General features: G+C 31.6%; 17 protein-coding genes. All 17 read right to left on the reverse strand.

Features of this window, described 5'->3' with window-relative positions; translation table 11 throughout:
* Positions 1-6: 6 nt before the first annotated feature.
* Positions 7-2,907 (reverse strand): TrlF family AAA-like ATPase, encoded by a 2,901-nt coding sequence (locus K8354_RS14175; RefSeq protein ID WP_223441509.1) that lies wholly within the window; start codon positions 2,905-2,907, stop codon positions 7-9.
* A 49-nt stretch (positions 2,908-2,956) separates the two neighbouring features.
* Positions 2,957-4,261: a restriction endonuclease subunit S gene (locus tag K8354_RS14180; RefSeq protein ID WP_223441519.1), complete on the reverse strand. Its 1,305-nt coding sequence runs from the start codon at positions 4,259-4,261 to the stop codon at positions 2,957-2,959.
* Positions 4,258-5,355 (reverse strand): PDDEXK nuclease domain-containing protein, encoded by a 1,098-nt coding sequence (locus tag K8354_RS14185; RefSeq protein WP_223441535.1) that lies wholly within the window; start codon positions 5,353-5,355, stop codon positions 4,258-4,260. Before K8354_RS14185 ends, K8354_RS14180 begins: the two co-directional genes overlap by 4 nt.
* Positions 5,345-6,907: a type I restriction-modification system subunit M gene (locus K8354_RS14190; protein ID WP_223441539.1), complete on the reverse strand. Its 1,563-nt coding sequence runs from the start codon at positions 6,905-6,907 to the stop codon at positions 5,345-5,347. Before K8354_RS14190 ends, K8354_RS14185 begins: the two co-directional genes overlap by 11 nt.
* A gap of 194 nt (positions 6,908-7,101) precedes the next feature.
* Complete coding sequence (locus K8354_RS14195) at positions 7,102-7,941, reverse strand: SPFH domain-containing protein (RefSeq protein WP_223441541.1); 840 nt, start codon at positions 7,939-7,941, stop codon at positions 7,102-7,104.
* An 11-nt stretch (positions 7,942-7,952) separates the two neighbouring features.
* Positions 7,953-8,396: an NfeD family protein gene (locus K8354_RS14200; RefSeq protein WP_223441544.1), complete on the reverse strand. Its 444-nt coding sequence runs from the start codon at positions 8,394-8,396 to the stop codon at positions 7,953-7,955.
* Positions 8,397-8,509: 113 nt separating this feature from the next.
* A complete protein-coding gene (locus K8354_RS14205) occupies positions 8,510-8,812 on the reverse strand; it encodes a hypothetical protein (RefSeq protein WP_223441547.1) in 303 nt (100 codons plus the stop codon).
* 1,249 nt (positions 8,813-10,061) lie between these two features.
* Complete coding sequence (locus K8354_RS14210; protein WP_223441549.1) at positions 10,062-11,045, reverse strand: DUF4837 family protein; 984 nt, start codon at positions 11,043-11,045, stop codon at positions 10,062-10,064.
* Between the two features lie 390 nt (positions 11,046-11,435).
* Positions 11,436-12,749 carry a lytic transglycosylase domain-containing protein gene (locus K8354_RS14215; protein ID WP_223441561.1) on the reverse strand — a complete coding sequence of 438 codons (1,314 nt, stop codon included), beginning with the start codon at positions 12,747-12,749 and terminating at the stop codon, positions 11,436-11,438.
* A gap of 5 nt (positions 12,750-12,754) precedes the next feature.
* On the reverse strand, positions 12,755-13,516 hold the full coding sequence (locus tag K8354_RS14220) for an exodeoxyribonuclease III (RefSeq protein WP_223441565.1): 762 nt from the start codon (positions 13,514-13,516) through the stop codon (positions 12,755-12,757).
* Between the two features lie 53 nt (positions 13,517-13,569).
* Positions 13,570-13,797: a hypothetical protein gene (locus tag K8354_RS14225; RefSeq protein ID WP_223441568.1), complete on the reverse strand. Its 228-nt coding sequence runs from the start codon at positions 13,795-13,797 to the stop codon at positions 13,570-13,572.
* 304 nt (positions 13,798-14,101) lie between these two features.
* Entirely contained in the window at positions 14,102-14,755 is a 654-nt protein-coding gene (locus tag K8354_RS14230) for a 3-oxoacid CoA-transferase subunit B (RefSeq protein WP_223441571.1), read from the reverse strand.
* Positions 14,756-14,794: 39 nt separating this feature from the next.
* Positions 14,795-15,052: a four helix bundle protein gene (locus tag K8354_RS14235; RefSeq protein WP_223441589.1), complete on the reverse strand. Its 258-nt coding sequence runs from the start codon at positions 15,050-15,052 to the stop codon at positions 14,795-14,797.
* Between the two features lie 114 nt (positions 15,053-15,166).
* Positions 15,167-15,868 (reverse strand): CoA transferase subunit A, encoded by a 702-nt coding sequence (locus K8354_RS14240; RefSeq protein WP_223441592.1) that lies wholly within the window; start codon positions 15,866-15,868, stop codon positions 15,167-15,169.
* Positions 15,869-15,961: 93 nt separating this feature from the next.
* Positions 15,962-18,235: a penicillin-binding protein 1A gene (locus tag K8354_RS14245; RefSeq protein WP_223441606.1), complete on the reverse strand. Its 2,274-nt coding sequence runs from the start codon at positions 18,233-18,235 to the stop codon at positions 15,962-15,964.
* Positions 18,232-18,738 (reverse strand): gliding motility lipoprotein GldH, encoded by a 507-nt coding sequence (locus tag K8354_RS14250; protein ID WP_223441609.1) that lies wholly within the window; start codon positions 18,736-18,738, stop codon positions 18,232-18,234. Before K8354_RS14250 ends, K8354_RS14245 begins: the two co-directional genes overlap by 4 nt.
* Positions 18,713-20,167, reverse strand: a complete 1,455-nt coding sequence (locus K8354_RS14255; protein WP_223441612.1) for a PSP1 domain-containing protein — start codon at positions 20,165-20,167, stop codon at positions 18,713-18,715. The genes K8354_RS14250 and K8354_RS14255 overlap by 26 nt, the downstream gene beginning before the upstream one ends.
* Positions 20,168-20,312: the final 145 nt, after the last annotated feature.

Raw genomic sequence — 20,312 nt, forward strand, 5'->3', positions numbered from 1 at the left:
TTTAGATTATCTAGCCTGAAAGTACTTGTTTTTTCGATTAGTAAAAGCTGGCATTGCTCCTTCAAGAATATTAACAATTGAATCATTAATTTCTTTATTTTCGATACTACCAGAAATAAATGAAAATTTATTATTGTTCTTTTTATCTAATGAAACACTTATTACTTGTTCTGCATCTGCCACTACTGCTAAATTAGGATTATGGGTTACCATAATAATTTGACGTCTTTTTTTAGCTCGCTTTATGAATGGAACTAAAATATTTGCTACACTATGATTATCTAAATTATCTTCAGGTTGATCAATTATCAGCGGGCAGTCATTTTTATCCAATAAAAGATAAAAAACTAATAATAATGCGCCTCTTTCTCCTGGAGATAATTGATCTAAATCTTTATCATCTTGTCTTAATTTATAATTGTAATCTAAATAATCTAGGGAGGAAATATATTCATATAAACCTATAACATCACTAACCTGATCTACAATATATTTTCTAGTTGTAGAATCTCCTTCACTACGCTTGTCAAACTTAAAGGTGTCAAAAATTTCATTTACAAAACAAATAAGATCCTTTTCTGAATTAAAATTTATTTCCGAAATAATTTTTTCTAATTGATTTTCTCCTTCCAAACTCCCTTTGAAGGTTCCTAATTTAGCTTGATTAATATAGCTTAAAAAGTTATTGATAAATCTAACATTCAAAACTAATGATGCATCAATCGAAATCGGATATTCCTCAAGTAGATCTCCATTCTCTTTAATGGTTTCATCCATTTTTGATTTAATTTCCTTGTATATTTCTATTACTGCAAACTTTTTCTTAAAAATTAATTTGATTTTTTCAATCCTGCTATTATATTGAAACTCTAAATCTTTCTCTAAATCTTCATCAACATATCGAATTTGTTCTTTGTAATACTCAACAGTTTCAGAGGTCAATTTATCTCCAATAATATTTTTTTTACTTAAATCAAATGCGGCTTTTTCTAAAATATATTTTTGGTAAACTTGTTGTTCTGAGTCTAACTTTTCTTTTTCAGCTATTAATTCGACATCTAGTAAACTTAATTTATTCAATATACTATTTGTCTTTTCATCTTCTGTGAGTTCTCCTTCTCCTAATTCCTTTTTTAGTTTATCTAGCTGAGTTTCTTTTAGAGCAATGAGTGCTTCAATTGTTGAATAATCAGTGTCGATTTTTATGACATTCAAAATTTCTAAACCAAAATCATTGAATTTTAAGCCGATTGGCTCAAGAAAACTCTTAAATTCTTTAGTCTTAAGTTTGATTGATTCTAGTGAATCAATTAAATATTTTAAATCAATTAATAAGGTTTGTTTTTCAGCAATATTATCAGATTCTTTGTTTTGAAGGTCTGCAATTTCTTTTTTTATATCCTCAACAACTTTTAACTGTTTTGCTGCTTTTTCTTTTTTTAATTCATCAATATTTGGGTCTAAAACAACTGTAGGTTCAACTAAAGCAGCTAATTCCTCCTCTTTTTGTTTTTTCTTAGCCTCTAACCCACTTTTATAAAGAGGATATTCTTTTTTTTCTAGTTCAACAATTGACTTGTTTATTTTAGAAATATCATTTTTAAGTAAATCAATTTCAATTTCTACATTTTCTTTATGATAGTTAAGAAGTTCATCAAACGATTTTTTATCAAATCTATCTGAGTTATCAATGTGATCGAATACCACTTTTTCAATTTCTTGTTGAAACTCTTTAGTGTTTTCAATTTCATTAGTTAACCTTTCAAATTGACCCTGAGGTAAGTACTTTACTTTATCAATAAGCTCAATATCTGTACTTGATAAATTCTTAGCATCACTTTTAGCACCACTCTCCCAAGTAATCATTCCTTCAAAATTATCTGCATGTTTTCCATCTCTAAATTTATTCTTTTTCAAAAATGAAAAATCATCATGCTTACTATATCCAGAACACAGTGCAACAACATCTGCTACAGCACTTTTACCACTCCCTTTATTTCCAATAACAACCGAAAGTTCTTTATTTATAGGTATCTTAATTTTTGTAAACCAATCACCATGTTTTCCATCATACCCATCAATTGAATCAATTTCTAATTCTTTTATGTATTTGGTTCTATTGAGTCTAACTTTATCTAAAATTGAAGGAATCTCTCCAACAAATACTCTTTCCTTAGGTTCATTTGTTACCTGCTTTAATCCTTCAAAAGTCAAATCTGCTTTGATCCAAGTATACTTACTCCCAATTACTCCTATAGAATGAGCATCACTATTTTGGAACAAAGGCATGTCATATTTTAACCAAAACTCACGATCTTGAACTATGTTTAAAGGATTATCACTCGAATGTATCAACAAAGAACATTGTGAAGCTAATTGCTCATAAGTTGTACTAGTTCTTCCGTTCCCTTTACCTCTAGACAAAAAACCTATCAAATACTTTCCTCTTAGATTTAATGATTCATCTTCCAACTGCTCTCTAAGATGATCAAATTGAATCACTGCTTTTTTAAAATCATCCTCGTTCGTTAAATCTGCAGACTTCTTTTTTGTAGCTCCTACATTTACATTTAAGTTATCTAGAAGTTTTTTTATTTCAATTTCTGAAGCCTCTTCAGAAAAAATAACATGTAAATCAAGACAATCATCATCTTTATTTTGATAGTCTAGTCTTAATTCTAAATTCAAAAACACCTGTATATCTTTCTTTCTTAACTTGTTTACAAGAATATACTCTTCTTCTGAAAACTTAAAATAATTAGTAAGACCAACTAATGATATGTTTTCGTTTTCTATTTTTTTTATAAACTCCTCATCTGTTGCTGTATATTTATTCATGAAAGTATGTGGGCTGTGCATATGTAAATCCCATTTTCTCCATTCAGCCCCTTTATTAAATTCTTTCATAGCTTATCTTACTTAAATTATTTAAATGCTTTTTCTAACCTTATATATTTTAAACTACTGCTGCTTTAGTTTCTAATTTTGACATTTTAGAAAGGATTAAATCTTTAAACTTTTGCAAATAAATTTGTTGCTGAACACTTTTATAGTTAAAAAGTAAAGAAATTTTAGATTCAAAAGCAATTAATACTTTTTCTTTAGGTAAAACAATTCTCAAATTCTTAATTTGATCTGGTGAAATATTTGCTTGATTTGCACTACCTGAAGAACCTGCTAAAAGTTCCAGATGCTTTTCTTCTTGAGAGATAAAAAGGTAAGCGAATTGTTTTACTTGATTATACTTTGGTAATAACTTGCAAACTCGTTGATTTAATAAAGAAGGTGTATTAAAATAATATCTCCCAACTTGTCCAACTGCTGAATTAATTTGATTGGCACCAGAACCAGTCATTGTTATTAGAGTATCACCTTTTTCAATTATAACACGTTTAAGTTTGTCATTTAAGATATTATTATAAAATTGAGACTCATCTATTGAAACCAAAGGAGGTTGGATGTTTTTTATTTTTAATATTGGATAATCTCCTTCACTTGAAAAGTCAAAACTTTTAAAAGCAAATCCATTTATAGTTTCTACTACATCTCCAAAAACACCCTTTTCCCAACCAACTGGAATCTCAACATCCAATTCCTCATTAAAAACCATTTCCCCTCCAGACGATTTATAAGGTTTTCCTTCTAATTCAGGTGATCCCGAAACAAGCTCGGGACAACTTTCCTTTGTAATCGGAAAGTTGAAATCTACAAACCAATGTTTATACAAGGCTTGTGCAGTATCTTCTAATTTTTGGTTTAAGGTTTCGTTTAATTTAATACGGTTTACTATGGTGTTGTATTCTTTAACGATTTCGCGTTGTTTTTCTATGGATGGGACTGGTAATTCAATATTAATAAGAGATACCCATGGTAAACCACCTCTTACATCTGCATCAGTATAGAACCAAGCATTTCTATCAAATTCTTTTCTTGAAAACCACATCATTAAATATTCGGGAGCTAATTGCGTCTCATCTTTAATTTGAAAAACATCATAAGCGGGAGATACAATAAAAGGGGTTTCGTCTTTAGATAATGCAATTGGGATTCTATAATCACGACCAACATGCATTCTATTACATGCAAATTGTCCTTTTTTTATTATTTTATATTTTTTTAAATCAACACCGACAGTGTTAGCCACTGAAGGCATAAAAAACTTATCAATATTAATTCCCTGAAGATTTAGATAAATTCCTTCATTATTTTTTATATTGACCTTTTCTATAAAATCGCCTATTTTTCTATACTTATTCCTCATTTTTTTTGTGCCATTTGGAGTTTAAAATTGAGTTTTTCTCTTTCAATTTCTGCCCTTAGTTCTTCTTCGGTAGGTAAATACAACTTGTATTTAGTTGCAAATAATTGTTCGTTTCCTTTTAGTATAGAGTATTTTGCAATATCTGTGTCGGTTTCAGAACACAACACGATGCCAATGGTAGGATTATCGTTTTCGTTTTTTTTATGTTCGTCATACATGCGCACATACATATCCATTTGCCCAACATCTTGGTGGCTTATGCGTTCGGTTTTTAAATCTATAAGTACAAAGCATTTGAGGATGTAATTGTAAAACACCAAGTCTAAAAAATAATCTTTGGCTGCTGTTCTTATCAGTTGTTGCTGTGCTACAAAGGCGTATCCTTTTCCTAATTCTAATAAAAAATGATGCAAGTCGGCTATTATGGCTTTTTCGAGTTCTTTTTCTGTATATCCTTTGTTTGGCGGTAAATTTAAAAACTCTAAAACGGTAGGGTTTTTTATAAAATCGAGTTTGTTTATTTGCAGTTCTTGCGTTTTTTCTAACATCTCATTAATTACATCCTCTTTATGCTCAGAGAGTAAAAGTCTTTCGTAATATTGTGTAGAAATATTACGGTCTAAAGTTCTTACCGACCAATTATTTTCGCTTGCTTCTTTAATATAATAGTTTTTTGCTTTGTTGTTGGTTAATCGCATAATAAGACGAATGTGCGACCAACTTAATTGTGCGAACAGCGTTCGCACAATTTGAATTTCATTGTTATTAGTGTTGTTTGGTACAGAAAGTGCGGACATTGTTCGCGTCATGTCATCTGCAGAAAAAACAGTATAAAACTGGCGATATTCCCAAAGGCTTCTTTTAGAAAAGCCGCTACCAAATTCTTTGGTTAAAGTTTCTGAAAGTGATTGCACAATAAATTTACCATAATCGGCGCGTTCTGCACCACTTTGTTCTTCTTCAACAATTCGTTTTCCTATTAACCAATAAGAAACCACCATAGCCGTATTTACCGAATTATATACTTGCTTTTTAGCTTGTTGAATAATGTCTTTAATTTCGGTAATAAAACCGTTTTCGATATTATAACTCATAACCCAATTCTTTAAACACGTTTAATAAATCTTGTTTAGAGATCGCTTCTTGCTCTAGTAAATCTTTCATTTCACTTTGAAGGGTTTGCATTTTCTCATCAAAATTGATGTTTTCGTCTCTATTAACAAATTCTATATATTTACTGGGCACTAAGGAATAATCTCTTTTACGCACTTCTTCAAGATTTGCAGCATAGCAGAATTCTGGAATATTTTTGTAGGTTCCTGAATCTTGTTGCCAGTTATGAAGTGTTTTTGAAACGTATTCAATGTTTTCAGAACTAAATTGTATAAATTTCTTTTCAAAAGGCACACCAACTTCTCTTAAATCTAAAAATAGTATTTCATCTTCTCTATTTCGATAATTCTTTTCAACATCATTAATTTTAACCTTACGTTCTTTTCTGTTGTTATTTAAAATCCAAATAGTAACACTAATATTAGTCGTATAAAACATGTTTTGTGGCAGAATAACAATAGACTCTACCAATTTGTTTTCAATTAATTTTTTACGTATTTCATATTCGGTTCCTCCGCCAGATAAAGCACCATTGGCTAATATAAAACCCGCAACTCCGTTTTCTGAGAGTTTAGAGACCATGTTTAAAATCCAACCATAATTGGCATTTCCTGTTTGTGGTACGTCGTACCCTCGCCAACGTGGGTCGTCTAATAATTCGCCTGTTGCTCTCCACGCTTTTTGGTTAAATGGCGGGTTTGCCATGATGTAATCTGCCTTTAAATCTGGGTGTTGGTCTTTACCAAAAGTATCTGCTGGCACATCGCCTAAATTGGCTGCAATACCACGAATGGCAAGGTTCATTTTTGCTAACTTATAGGTGGTTGCAGTATATTCTTGTCCGTAAATAGAAATGTCTTTTTTGTTTCCATGATGGCTGTCTATAAATTTCATAGACTGCACAAACATACCTCCAGAACCACACGCAGGATCGTAAATCTTCCCTTTGTAAGGTTCTATTAACTCTGCAATCAAGTTTACAATACTTTTGGGTGTGTAGAATTCACCTTTTCCTTTTCCTTCTGCAATCGCAAACTTGCTTAAAAAGTATTCGTACACACGGCCAACAATATCTTGTTGTTTATCTTTTAAAGTGTCTATATTATTGATGGTATCTAGTAAAGCGGCTAGTTTACTAACGTCCATATTTAAACGAGAAAAATAGTTGTCTGGCAACGCTCCTTTTAGTGATGGATTGTTTTTTTCAACCGTGTATAAAGCGGTATCTATTTTTAGCGCAATATCATCTTGTTTGGCATTGGCGATGATATAGCTCCAACGAGATTCTTCGGTTAAATAAAAGACATTTTTCTGTGTGTAGAATTCCACCATGTCTACAAACTTTTCTTTGCCATCGTCAATAATTTCTTGTCTACGAACTTGAAATTTATCACTTACAAATTTTAAGAATATTAGTCCTAAAACTACGTGTTTGTATTCTGAACTTTCTACTGTTCCTCTTAATTTGTTTGCAGAATCCCAAAGGGTTTCTTCTATTGATTTTTGCTTTTTAGCAGTTGCTTTTTTAGCCATTAATAAGTTCTAATTAGGTATAATTATAGTTTTCAAATAGCGCTATTATTTAAAGACAACTATTTTATTTGATTGTTCTTTAATAAAAATTATTGAAGAAGCATTTTTTTGTTAAAAATACACAATAAAAAATGGCCAACAAATTTGTTGGAGGCAATATCAATAAATTATATACGGCTTGTTACGCAGCAATTTTATTTTTTATTTGTTGATATTTCAAACATTCCTTGAAAATTATTTGGTAAGAAAACTTTGTCACTTGGATTCGCTGTTATTGCTTTCATCCCGTCAATATACTTTTGCGACATAATTATTTGACCTGCAATTTCAGGGCTTGTGTTTTCTTTTAATTTTGATATATAAATACTTTCTGCATCCGCAATTATTTTTATGGCTTCGGCTTGCGCTTGGGCTCTAATTAATGTTGCACTTGCTTGTGCTTTTGCTCTTGTTACTTCTGCCACTGCTTCCCCTTCCGCTTCTGCTGTCAACGCACGTTTTTTTCGTTCCGCTGTCATTTCTTGCATCATCGCTTCTGCCGTTTCACTAGAATAGTTAATTTCCTGAATTTCTATTCGTGTAAATGTAATGCCCCATTTAGAGGCAGTTTCTGCTAATTGGGCAGCAATTTTTGTATTTAAATTCTGTCTTTCAGATAAAACTTGATCAAGTTTAATTTTACCAATATTTGCTCTTAAGGCATTTAAAGCAAGATCCGCAATTGATTTTGGCAAAATATCAATATCGTAAACTGCTTTTACAGGGTCTGTAATTCTCCAGTATATTGAAGCATTTGCATCAATAGTTACATTGTCTAACGTTTGACATTGCCTTGATGGTGTGTCTGTTTGTTGTTCGGATAATTCAATTAGGTAGCTACTTTTATTCGCAGCACTATCCCATTCATAAACAGTTTTAAAACTTTCAATTATTGGTAATTTAAATCGTAGTCCTTCTCTTTGTACTTTTGAATGTTTTCCAAATCGCTTAATTAAAACAACGTGATTTTGCGGAATAGTGTAAATTAAACTCATATTCTTTTTTTTTAGATTATTAACTTATTCGATTTTGTGTCTAAAACTTTATATTTATTTCCATTTTTGATTTCTTTATCCGTTTCAAATTGGTGTAATTCACCATGTATGAAAATAAATTTTTCGCCTTCAAATTCTTTGATAATTCCTTCTTTTCCAATAAATCCTTCAATACCTCCTATATGTTTACTTGGGGAAATAAATTTGTCATTGACTTTTTCTAGAACCTTTCTCCAGACCCAATAATGAAAAACGACAAGCGCAACCCAAATTAATATCCCAAAAAGAATTTGATACAGAATTGGCATATCAATTTCTTTTGCAAACGTAAACGTTAAAATAATGTATGCTATATGTGTTGGGATGTCGGAATTGAAAAATATATCTACAAGTATCAAAATTATTGATGAGACAATTAAAATCTCATTTATGGTCATTCCTACTATTTCCATCATTTTGGATTTTTATTGATTTTTCAATTGTTGGATAATGGTTTGGCTATGAGTAGTTACATAGGTTTGCAATAACTCATAGCTTTTGTTGAGAATAATGATTTGCTTGTTTAAATTCACATATCCATTGTAGCTACTCCGATTGCTCCAAAAACAATAATTAATAAAATAATCCCTATTAATGATATAACTAATCCTGCAATTGATAAACCTTTGGGGGTTTTAAACACACCAACAAAAGATAAAATAAGTCCTAGTACCCATATAATCCATCCTAAAATGGGAATCCATCCAAGAAACAAAGCTATTAAAGCCATTACAAATCCAGCTGTTCCTATTCCATTTGATTTTTTTTCTTCTTGATTAATGATAATTGTTTGACCAGAATTGTCTTGATTACTGTTTTTACTGTCTGTCATTTTTTTTATTTTTGTTGTTTATTATTTGGTTATCCCTTTATATTGTGCCGAACAATTATATATCCTCATTGCTATTATATCCCATATAGCTATAATTATTATTATTTTTTCTTTTTTAAATCTTTGTGTAACTATATGTCTTTTTTGAATGTAATACCAACAATTCGATTTTTCGGTTTCATTTAAAAATCCAAAAACAGTACTTTAGACGAATGGTTTTTTGTTACTTGCCCATATCACAAATACATCACCCCTATTTTTCTTCAAAATTACCTGCAATGTTTTAATATTCTTTACGGGTTTCCTCATTCTCGCAATTTTTTTTAAAAATTTTTAAATTTTGGACACAGCTGTGTCCTATCATCAGAAAATCCGCAGTAAAGAGAAGAGTATTGCTGAAAATCAAATAGTTGCCTTGAAATATAAATTTTATGAGCAATCTATTTTTATTGTGAGCGAAAAAGAAATGATTGGTTATCGCAGTTTAGGATTAAATTCCTATTAAAAATGACATTGAATTGAAACTAAAAAAGGACTGATAGAAAAATAAGGTAAGGATTTTCAATAGTTAAAGGAAGTGCCTATATTTATAATGCTATGTGCATAAATCAAATTATTTTATGATTCATTGAAAATAAAGAATTTTTTGAGACGAACGATCCTCGGGGCAGCTCCATAGAGTTACCCCTCGTTTCATTTTGACCTAAAAAGGTCAAAAACCAAAATTCTATTATTTAGATTCCCGTTACCCAATCTAGTTGAGCATAAATTTCACGGGAATGACAATTTCAACGGAAACCCCAACGCAGCCCATCGAGGAATTCTTTTCTAATTAAAAAACAATTAGCGTAGCCTTCGTTATGGTCATTTTTTTTTAATAAAAAGTAAGCGAAAAAGAAACGATTTATTACGGCATTAGATGTCTAATATGGTATTATACCAATTTACATTTCAAATGCCGTATAAAATTAGTTTCTTTTTCACCCATTTAGAACGCAAATTGGTATTAAAGATAAATATCAAAATAAAAACAGGCGATAGGTTTGGGATTCGCCACAAGGCAAAACTTTTATTTAAAACTTTACAAAATCTAGAAGTACCTATAATCAGAAACCAGTATACCTAAAACGAATTGAACCCTATAATGCTCTAATAACATTATAGGGTTCAATTGCTATCCTTTTCATCTAAAAGTATCAGGACAAGAATTTTATGAATTCAATTTCCTTTAGTTACTAGAAAGAAAAAATTATTGAATCTTCAAGGTTTTTGCAATGGCCTCTAACTCAAAAAGAAAAGCTCTTTTGTTCACAGAGGGTGCGTAGGTAAAACCTTCAATGACTACAAGTCTATTATTTTTTTTATCAATAATCGTATAATTTACAAAAGGACCCGCCATAAAATCATTTTTTACTTCCCATTTTCCACGAGTTTCATACGCCTTTTTGCCATCTATGACGGCATCAATAGTAAACGGAGTATAAGCTTCTTCAGTAATCATGTGCATGGTTTCTGGTTTAGCACCGGGTATGTATTTTTTACCAATTTTATTTCTAATGGATACAATACTATCTACAATTTGTGTTTCATCTATGAGAGGAACTGTATATAATAAAATATTATTACTCCCTGATTTTGCAATACCACTAGTTAAATGATTTCGCAACCATAAAAAATCTCCAGTATCATCTACCGTGTTAAATTTTGTAGGAATCGTTAAAGAAACCCCTAAATTTTGAAGTGTTTTATATTGCGAATTATCTTGCTTATCTTTTAGGAAGATACTTTGCATAAATGCGATGTCTGCATCTAAAAATATTTTCCGAATTTCGTTTTTTCTTTCTTGTAAAATTTTTATAATTTCCGCATCATTTTTCGCTTGAACGTAAACCACTGTTTGAGGCTGTGAATACACATTTGTTTTTACATTAAAACCAGGTACCTCTCCTTCTGTAACTATTAAAATATTTCTACTAGACTTCATCATAGAACTAAAGCCACTTGGTGCCACTTGAGAAACTGATAAAATTGGCTCTGGCTGGGGCAAACCTACCATTAATTCCCCAAAAGAATTTCTAATTTCCTTACCGATATCGCCAGTCCAATCGCTAATTTTTGTAACAACCATCACTTTATTAATCTTCCCTATAGATTCTCTTAAAACCATCTTGTCATTGCCGATACAAGACGTTAATAATATGGTCATAACGATAATTGCAAATATTTTTTTCATGGATTTTGATTTTATAAGATACTTTTTAATTGTTGATTATTTAATGCTCATCAAAAATTGTTCCATTTTTTACTTTGTTTTAAAACCTGATTCGCGTTATTATTGAAAAACATTGTTGTCCGATAAAAGATAAAAAGACCGCTTTCGCTGTTAGAATCAAGAACAAAGACTTGAATGTAACTAACTGAAAAACAGAATTATTACGATTTTAAATTTTTCGATACATCATAAATTCTAAAGCGGTTTTAATAGCAAGGTGTACTACTTTAAAAACTCTTGAAAATCAAGACTATCAATACTTTAAAACACTTTAGCTAATTTTAATCGGACAATACTAATTGAAAAAAACTAAAATGAACATTTTTTATTCACTTTCTTTCACTCCAACTACTAGTAAGGAAGCTTTTTTGGATAAATATACAAACGCTGGCCTATTTTTAATTTACTACTCTTCATTCTATTCCAACTCTTTATACTGCTTACCCTTACCCCAAATTTATTAGCAATTTTACCCAAATAATCACCACTTTTTACCCTATAAAGAATACGTTTATCCATTTCAAAGTATTTCGGCAAGGGTTTTTCTCTTTTAGCATCGTCAGCAGTAGCCAAAGCGTACAATTCTTCTTCCTTGTCCAAAAATTCAACTATCGAACTACTTGGCAGTCTTACCGCATAATTTCTATCCTTTAAAAAAGGAATAATATCTAGTTTATAAGACGGATTTAAATGCCATAATACTTCTTCATCAACATCTATAATTTCAGAAATCTGATCAAAACTAATGGTTCTTTTTACCTGAATTGTATCCGTCTGAAAATCGAAAAACTTCGGAAGTTCTGAATAAATTTTATGCTCTTCTGCATACTCAAAAATATACATTGTTGCATAAAAAGCTGGCACATAACCAGCGGTTTCTCTCGGTAAATAAGGTCTAATATTCCAATAATTTCGATACCCCCCAGAACGCTTGATTGCTTTTCTTACATTTCCTGGGCCAGAATTATAGGCTGCTAATGCCAAATCCCAATCACCAAAAATGGTGTACAATTGACTTAAATATTTACAAGCTGCAATCGTAGCTTTTACAGGATCGTACCTTTCATCAACATAAGAACTTACCTTTAAACCAAACTGCTTGCCGGTTCCATACATAAATTGCCATAAACCAGAGGCACCCACCCTAGATCTTGCTCTAGGTTTTAGTGCAGATTCTACAATCGATAGATACTTCATTTCTAGAGGAATATCATATTGATCTAAATGCTGTTCAAACATCGGGAAATAATATTTTGCCTTTGCCATTAAAGCAGGATAATATTTTTTACGATATAATACATAGCTGTTAATTACTTTTTCTAAAGCCGGATTGTACGCTAAGTTAAAGGGCGTTTTTTCATTTAATGCGGCTAACCTTATTTTTAACAAGTCAGAAGTTAGCGTCTGTTTAGAATTATCAATGATATCTTTATCATTAATTACATACTCTAAAGTATCTATTAATGCTGAATTTAATTTTTTATCAACCAATAAACTGTCCATTAGTTTTAAATCGGCATCCGTATACAATTCATTTACAAATGGGTTTTTTAAAGAATCTATTGCAATCAATACACTATCTTTTTGACGAACGGTAATGCTATCTTTTTGTGCTTGAGAAAACACAGAAATACTCGCCATAAAACACACTAAAAAATACTTCATAAATTTTATAAATCTAATTCTAATGCAATAGGGCAGTGATCTGAATGTTTGGCTTCAGGCAAAATATAAGCTCTAGAAATTTTTTCTTTTAAAGGTGTTGCCACCATAGCATAATCTAAGCGCCAACCTTTATTATTTACCCTAGCATTTGCCCTATAACTCCACCATGAAAATTCTTGCACGCCTTGATGTAAATATCGAAAACTATCTATAAAACCACTATTGATAAAACTACCCATCCAAGCTCTTTCTTCGGGTAAAAAGCCAGAAACTCCTTTCATTTTTGGATTATGAATATCTATTTCCTCATGACAGATGTTATAATCTCCACAAATCACTAAATTAGGAATTTCTTTCTTTAAATTATTGATATATTCCTGAAATTCATCCATATAATTTAGCTTAAAACTGAGCCGCTCTAAATTGTTTCCTGACGGAAGATATAAACTCATCACAGAAACCTTATCAAAATCTACACGAAGGTTTCTACCTTCAGAATCCATAGTTTCTATACCTGTTCCATATTCCACATGATTCGGTTTTTCTTTACAAAAAACAGCTACGGAAGAATAGCCCTTTTTTTGCGCAGAAAACCAATAGTGATAAGGATAACCAGCATCTTCAAATTTTAAAAGATCTAATTGTTCTTTGTGCGCTTTAATTTCTTGAATGCAAATTACATCTGGATTTGCAACTTGCAACCAATCTAAAAAGCCCTTTTTTAAAGCTGCTCTAATTCCGTTTACGTTATATGATATTATTTTCATGAAAAACTCTTATTTTAATTTCCCCAAAGGGGAAAAATGCTCTTGTTTTAAAATTAATTGATTACTATTGGCTTCTTTAAAAAAATCCAAGTAATTTGTGTTTTCTCTCCTGTTTGTGTACTAATTTTCTTTTTTCTTGGCGCTAAAAAAACAACTAAAACTGCAGAGATACCGCCTCTTATCATCGAATTTTCTATTCCGAGAACAAAACCAAAAAGAAACATAAAAATAAGTGTCAGTAAAAAAATAACCAAATAAGGTTTCTTTGCTAAATACTCCATTACAAAACTTATATTTTATGATTTATTACTTTCTTAAAAAACAACCATTTTATTTGTTCTTCCGACCCGTTTTGTTTCTCAATAACTTTCACCTTTGGTGATAAAACATATGCAATTACTGATGATATCAGGGCTTTAATACCTGTATTTTGGATGATTTCAAACCGGTCAAATACTAAAAATAAGATGGTAAAAAGTGCTGGATAGATTAAAAAATATGTTTTCTTAAAGAGTTGCATTAAAGAATAATTATTTGATGAAATACTATTTAGATTTTAAAGATTATTGAAATTTACGCTTTCTATTATATAGCCATTTCTGGAATTTCTCCATGAACCACCAAAGTACCCTCTGTAGCATTTTGAATTTCTTCTACAGAAACTCCAGGAGCTCTTTCTAACAAATGAAAAGCATTATTTTTTACTTCTAAAACCGCTAAATTAGTCACTACTTTTGTCACACAACCCACACCCGTTAATGGCAAAGAACATTGCTTTAAAATTTTAGATTCGCCTCTTTTATTGGTATGCATCATTGCCACAATAATATTTTCTGCGGATGCGACTAAATCCATGGCTCCTCCCATTCCTTTCACCATTTTCCCTGGAATTTTCCAGTTTGCGATATCTCCGTTTTGAGAAACTTCCATAGCGCCTAAAATGGTAAGATGCACATGTTTACCTCGAATCATCGCAAAACTCATCGAAGAATCAAAAAAACTTGCTCCAGGCATGGTCGTAATGGTTTGCTTACCCGCATTGATGATATCTGCATCCTCTTCTCCCTCAAAAGGAAAAGGACCCATTCCTAAAACGCCATTTTCAGATTGAAATTCAACTTCAATATCATCTCTTACATAATTTGCAACCAATGTCGGAATTCCGATTCCTAGGTTTACATAAAATCCATTTTGAACTTCTTGTGCAATTCTTTTTGCGATTCCGTTTTTATCTAACATATCAATGTATCAATTAAATAATTTAAAAATGTACCAATTCTACTTTCGAGATTTAATACTTGTACTTAATATTTTATATAAAATCAATCCTAATTCATTTACCTTTTTACTCAACTCTAAATGAGTAGGATATGTTTTTAATTTTTCACATAAAATTAACCAATATTTAGTTTCCTCTAACTCTATGGCTGCAATTTTCATTTTATGAATAAAATCTGCTTTACTTTCTGCATTTTGTGCTTCGTGAATATTTGCACCAATACTTGTTCCTGATTTTAATAATTGACGAGAAATCACATATTTTCTTTCTGCTTGTAAAACTTCACATTAATTAATGATCGTTAATGCAACTTCAATTGATTTATCAACTACAGGATTTTTCATTGTTATATTATTGTATTGGTAAATTGATTAATTGCGTTTACGCACCGTTCGTTGCTCAATTCTCTTTTCATACTCTTTTCCTTGAAAAATGCGCTGCACAAATATCCCTGGAATATGAATCGTATTCGGATCTAACGCACCAACAGGCACCAATTCTTCTACCTCGGCAACGGTAATTGCAGCGGCACCACACATATTTGCATTAAAATTCCTTGCAGTTCCTTTAAAAATTAAATTTCCAGCAGCATCGCCTTTCCACGCTTTTACAAAAGCAAAATCAGCTTTAAATGCAGGTTCTAATACATGCATTTTGCCATCAAACTCTCTTGTCTCTTTTCCTACTGCTACCTCGGTTCCATAACCTGCAGGGGTGTAAAATGCAGGAAATCCTGCTTGTGCCGCTCTGCATTTTTCGGCTAAAGTACCTTGTGGGGTTAATTCTACTTCCAATTCACCTGATAACATTTGACGCTCAAATTCATCATTTTCACCAACATAAGAAGAAATCATTTTTTTAATTTGCTTATTTTGAAGCAATAAACCCAAACCGAAGTCATCTACACCTGCGTTGTTTGAAATACAAGTAACCTCCCTAACATCTAACTTTACCAATTCTGAAATTGAGTTTTCCGGAATGCCACACAAACCAAAACCACCTAACATAAAAGTCATGCCACTTTTAACCCCTATTAAGGCTTCTTGAACGTTTTTTACTTTTTTGTTTATCATATGAATTCAATAATTTATTTATATTTATTTTGAAACTAAAATACTGAAACGAATTCAACAAAAGCAAGTCTTGAATATTCCTACTATAAAATCTTAAAAATCAGTATCTTCTTCAATAATTGTTTTTTCTGTTTCTTCGCCTAACTTTTTATCACAATCTATATTTATAGATAAATCCTCTGGCTTCTCAAACTCCTCTTTACTAATATTTAAGGATGTATCAGCATAACATTTTTTCATAAATAATGCCCAAGAAGGCAAAGACATCGTTGCTCCTTGACCTTTTCCAATCCCCGCAAAATGAGTGGCTCTATCTTCACCACCCGTCCAAACTCCTGTTGCTAAATTTGGCACCATTCCCATAAACCAGCCATCCGATTGATTTTGAGTTGTTCCTGTTTTACCAGCAATCGGATTTTCAAATTCGTAAGGAAATCCCGTAACTGCCTTTCCTCCTGAAGTCCAATTAGAACGCAATCTAATTCCGGATCCTGATTGTGTTACCCCTTCTAATAAATTTAAGATTACATAAGCAGATTCTTCACTTAAAACCTCTTGTGTTTCAGGTACAAAATCTTTTAAAACCGTTCCGTTTTTATCCTCAATTCTGGTTATAATCATGGGGCTAACTCGCAAACCTTTATTGGCAAAAGTACTATAAGCACTCACCATTTCATATAAAGACAAATCAACGGCACCTAGAGCAATTGAAGGATTTGCTTGAATCTCTGTTCTAATGCCCGCCGCTTTTGCCAAACGTACTACGTTTATTGGTGAAACTTTATCTATTAAATTTGCTGAAATTGTATTTACCGAGCCTGCTAAACCATCTTTTAAGGTGAGCATTCCTCCGTATTTATTACTCGAATTATCTGGCGTCCATGCTTCAGGAATACCGTATTTTCCTTTCGGAATTGTATATCGAATATTCGGTAAAACATCACAAGGAGACATCCTTAACTGATTAATAGCCGTTGCATATACAAAAGGTTTAAAGGTAGAACCCACTTGCCTTTTTTGTTGAGCAACAGCATCATATTTAAAATGTTTATTATCTATACCACCAACCCAAGCTTTGATATGGCCGGTTTGCGGTTCTATAGATAATAACCCTGAACGTAAAAAATGCTTGTAATACTTAATGGAATCGTTTGGAGACATTACTGTATCTTTATCTCCTTTCCATGAAAACACTTTCATTGCTGTTTTTGTATTGAAAATTTTATCTATTTCTTTGGATGTTTTTCCAACTATTTTTAAACGTTTATATCTTTCTGAGTTCTTTTTTGCTCTATCATAAATACTATTAACCTGACTTTTTTCTAAATCATAAAAAGGTGCTGTGCTATTTCTTTTTTGTTCCTTAAAAAAATACGATTGTAAATTTGCCATGTGCTCTGAAACAGCTTCTTCGGCATATTTCTGCATTCTAGAATCTATGGTTACATAAATTTTTAAACCATCACTAAAAATATCATATTCTTCTCCATTCGGTTTTGGATTGTTTTGCACCCATCTACGCATCATTTTTTGCAAGTGTGTTCTAAAATAAGTAGCATAACCATCACTATGACTTTCTGGAGTGTATGAAAGGTTTAAAGGTAATTGTTGCAAATTAACTTTTTCTCCTTCCGTAATAAAATCATTTTTTGCCATTTGAAGTAAAACAACATTTCTTCTTTGTTTTACAAGCGCTTCTCTTCTTAAAGGGTTAAAATAAGATGAATTTTTAAGCATTCCTACAAGCATTGCAGATTCATGAACCTCTAAATCTTTTGGTTCTTTTCCAAAATAAATTCTTGCCGCCGAACGAATACCCACTGCTTGATTTAAAAAATCATATTTATTTAAGTACATCGCAATAATTTCTTGTTTGGTATATTGCGATTCTAATTTAGTAGCAACAACCCATTCCTTCATTTTTTGCCCAACTCTTTTAAAAATATTTCTAGATGCCCTTCCTGTAAACAACATTTTTGCCAATTGTTGCGTAATCGTACTTGCCCCTCCACTTCCTGGTTTTAAAATAGCTCTTGCAGTTCCTTGAAAATCGATACCTGAATGTTGATAAAAACGTTCGTCTTCTGTAGCTACTAGGGCATTTACTAAATTTTCTGGCAACTCTTTAAACTTAACAGGTGTTCTATTTTCTTTAGCATATTTACCAATAGTTACCCCATCTGAAGAAATTACCTCTGTGGCTAAATTGGTTTGCGGATTTTCTAATTCTTCAAAAGTTGGCAAGGTTCCAAACCCACCTACTGAGGCCATAAAAAAAAGACCCGCTATAATAATAGATCCTCCCAAAATGAGGCCCCAAAACCAAATTATATATTTCTTAAAACTTGTGGTTACTTTCTTTGTCATTTTTGTTCTATTTTCTCTATACTAAAACCTACATCTTGCACACCCTCTAAAAAAGGAATTGCATTTACTTCTCCACTTTTTCTCATGGCATGACGAATGTTTAGCACATACCTCCCAGATTCGGGAAATACTTTTTCTTCTTTATAAAATAATTTATTTTCTTTAATATCTGTAAAACCTTTACCTAAATAAGCACCCCTTGCATCCGTCATTTCATACTGTAAAGTATCGATTACTTTAGTGCCGTTCGGAAAATTTAACTCTGTGATTAGGTATAAATTACTAAAAGGGTATTCTCTATTATTCCTAATATGTATAAATAAATTTTTAGGTTGTAATGTATCTACTACATCAAATTCAAAAGAAATATTTTCATGAGCTTTCCAAGCAGCACTTGGCACTGATTTATATTTTGTAAACTCTATTTTATCTGCACAAGAAATACAAAACATACATAATGCCAAAAAAATAAAATTTTTATTTTTCTTGAGGATTATCTCCATTTCTTGGCTTTTTATTATTTCTGTTCCTATTATTTCTTCTTGGTTTTTTAGCCACAGTTCCTGCTCCTCTTGGCTGATTTGGTTTTGATTCAGCTTTTGGTTTGGCAACTACTTTTGATCTTGGAGCTACGTTTGATTTTGTTGCTGCGTTTGGCTTTGGTGCTGGTTTTGGTTTTAAATTCGGATTCGGCTTTTGATTTGGATTCGGTTTACGCCTTCTCTTTTGTTGTTGTTGTTTTTGAGGGGCTTGTGTTGGTTCATTCGCTCCAACAGCAACGGGTTTATTCTTTCTATTATTTTTATTATTTCTTCTTTTACTTTTCTTTGGTGTATCAAAACGAGTTAAACTATCTTCGCCACTAGCATCTTCAAAATCTACTTTTACAGGAATTTCTACATCAGATTCATAATCCTCTAACGACATAGATTTCTCATTATTTTTATTCAATTCAATGATTTCATGCACCTGATCTAATGTTAATCGAAACCATTTAAAACGCTCTGTTTTATAAGTATACCAAAGATGTTTCTTAAAAATATCCATCTTTACATAAACAGCTTCGCCTTTTTCTGTATTTAAAACTAGATCTTGTTTTGGAAAAGATTTTAACGCATCTAAATAGGTATCCAACTCATAATTTAAACAGCATTTTAACTTTCCACATTGTCCTGCTAATTTTAAAGGATTTAAAGACAATTGCTGATAACGCGCTGCCGAAGTGCTTACTTTTCTAAAATCGGTTAACCAAGTTGAGCAACATAATTCTCTACCACAAGAACCAATACCTCCTAATCTAGCCGCTTCTTGTCTTGCTCCTACTTGTTTCATTTCTACTCGAATAGAAAAAGCACCTGCTAAATCTCTAATTAATTGCCTAAAATCTACTCTCGAATCCGCAGTATAATAAAAAGTAGCTTTGTTTCCATCTCCTTGATATTCTACATCAGAGAGTTTCATTTGCAAACCTAGTCGTCCTAATATTTCTCTTCCTTTTCTTTGTGTTTCTTCTTCTTTGGCCCTTGCTGCTTGCCAAACATCAATATCTCTTTGACTCGCTTTTCTATAAATTTTCTTTATATCTTCATGATCAGCAGTAATTTTATGCTTTTTCATTTGCACTTTTACCAATTCTCCCGCCAAAGAAACCGTGCCGATATCGTGCCCAGGAGAACCTTCTACTGCAATAATATCTCCCATAATGATGGGCAAATTATCTACATTTTTAAAGAAATGTTTTCTTCCGTTTTTAAAACGGACTTCGAAAATATTAAAACGTTCTTGTCCACTTGGTAAACTCATGTTAGAAAGCCAATCAAAAACTGCTAGTTTTTCACTTCCACTTCCACAACTGCCAGAACCGCAATTACCATTACTCTTACAACCTTTTGGTACTCCATTTTCTGTTGTACCACAACTTCCACATGCCATGTTAATTATATATTTTTATCCGTTTTTAATGATCAGTAATTTGTTTTAAGCATCAATAACACAAAAACAATTGCTAAAAATTTAAAAACGTATGATTCATAATTTGATTATCAGACTGATACACAAACACAACCTAATCTCCACT

Source organism: Polaribacter litorisediminis (genome assembly GCF_019968605.1).
GTDB classification, from domain to species: Bacteria; Bacteroidota; Bacteroidia; order Flavobacteriales; family Flavobacteriaceae; genus Polaribacter; species Polaribacter litorisediminis.

Coding starts and splice junctions, on each gene's coding strand:
- K8354_RS14245 (WP_223441606.1), bottom strand. CDS start 18,235: ATGACAAAGAAAGTAACCACAAGTTTTAAGAAATATATAATTTGGTTT.
- K8354_RS14205 (WP_223441547.1), bottom strand. CDS start 8,812: ATGACAGACAGTAAAAACAGTAATCAAGACAATTCTGGTCAAACAATT.
- K8354_RS14250 (WP_223441609.1), bottom strand. CDS start 18,738: ATGGAGATAATCCTCAAGAAAAATAAAAATTTTATTTTTTTGGCATTA.
- K8354_RS14230 (WP_223441571.1), bottom strand. CDS start 14,755: ATGTTAGATAAAAACGGAATCGCAAAAAGAATTGCACAAGAAGTTCAA.
- K8354_RS14180 (WP_223441519.1), bottom strand. CDS start 4,261: ATGAGGAATAAGTATAGAAAAATAGGCGATTTTATAGAAAAGGTCAAT.
- K8354_RS14195 (WP_223441541.1), bottom strand. CDS start 7,941: ATGAGTTTAATTTACACTATTCCGCAAAATCACGTTGTTTTAATTAAG.
- K8354_RS14220 (WP_223441565.1), bottom strand. CDS start 13,516: ATGAAAATAATATCATATAACGTAAACGGAATTAGAGCAGCTTTAAAA.
- K8354_RS14240 (WP_223441592.1), bottom strand. CDS start 15,868: ATGATAAACAAAAAAGTAAAAAACGTTCAAGAAGCCTTAATAGGGGTT.
- K8354_RS14190 (WP_223441539.1), bottom strand. CDS start 6,907: ATGGCTAAAAAAGCAACTGCTAAAAAGCAAAAATCAATAGAAGAAACC.
- K8354_RS14255 (WP_223441612.1), bottom strand. CDS start 20,167: ATGGCATGTGGAAGTTGTGGTACAACAGAAAATGGAGTACCAAAAGGT.
- K8354_RS14210 (WP_223441549.1), bottom strand. CDS start 11,045: ATGAAAAAAATATTTGCAATTATCGTTATGACCATATTATTAACGTCT.
- K8354_RS14215 (WP_223441561.1), bottom strand. CDS start 12,749: ATGAAGTATTTTTTAGTGTGTTTTATGGCGAGTATTTCTGTGTTTTCT.
- K8354_RS14185 (WP_223441535.1), bottom strand. CDS start 5,355: ATGAGTTATAATATCGAAAACGGTTTTATTACCGAAATTAAAGACATT.
- K8354_RS14175 (WP_223441509.1), bottom strand. CDS start 2,907: ATGAAAGAATTTAATAAAGGGGCTGAATGGAGAAAATGGGATTTACAT.
- K8354_RS14200 (WP_223441544.1), bottom strand. CDS start 8,396: ATGATGGAAATAGTAGGAATGACCATAAATGAGATTTTAATTGTCTCA.
- K8354_RS14225 (WP_223441568.1), bottom strand. CDS start 13,797: ATGGAGTATTTAGCAAAGAAACCTTATTTGGTTATTTTTTTACTGACA.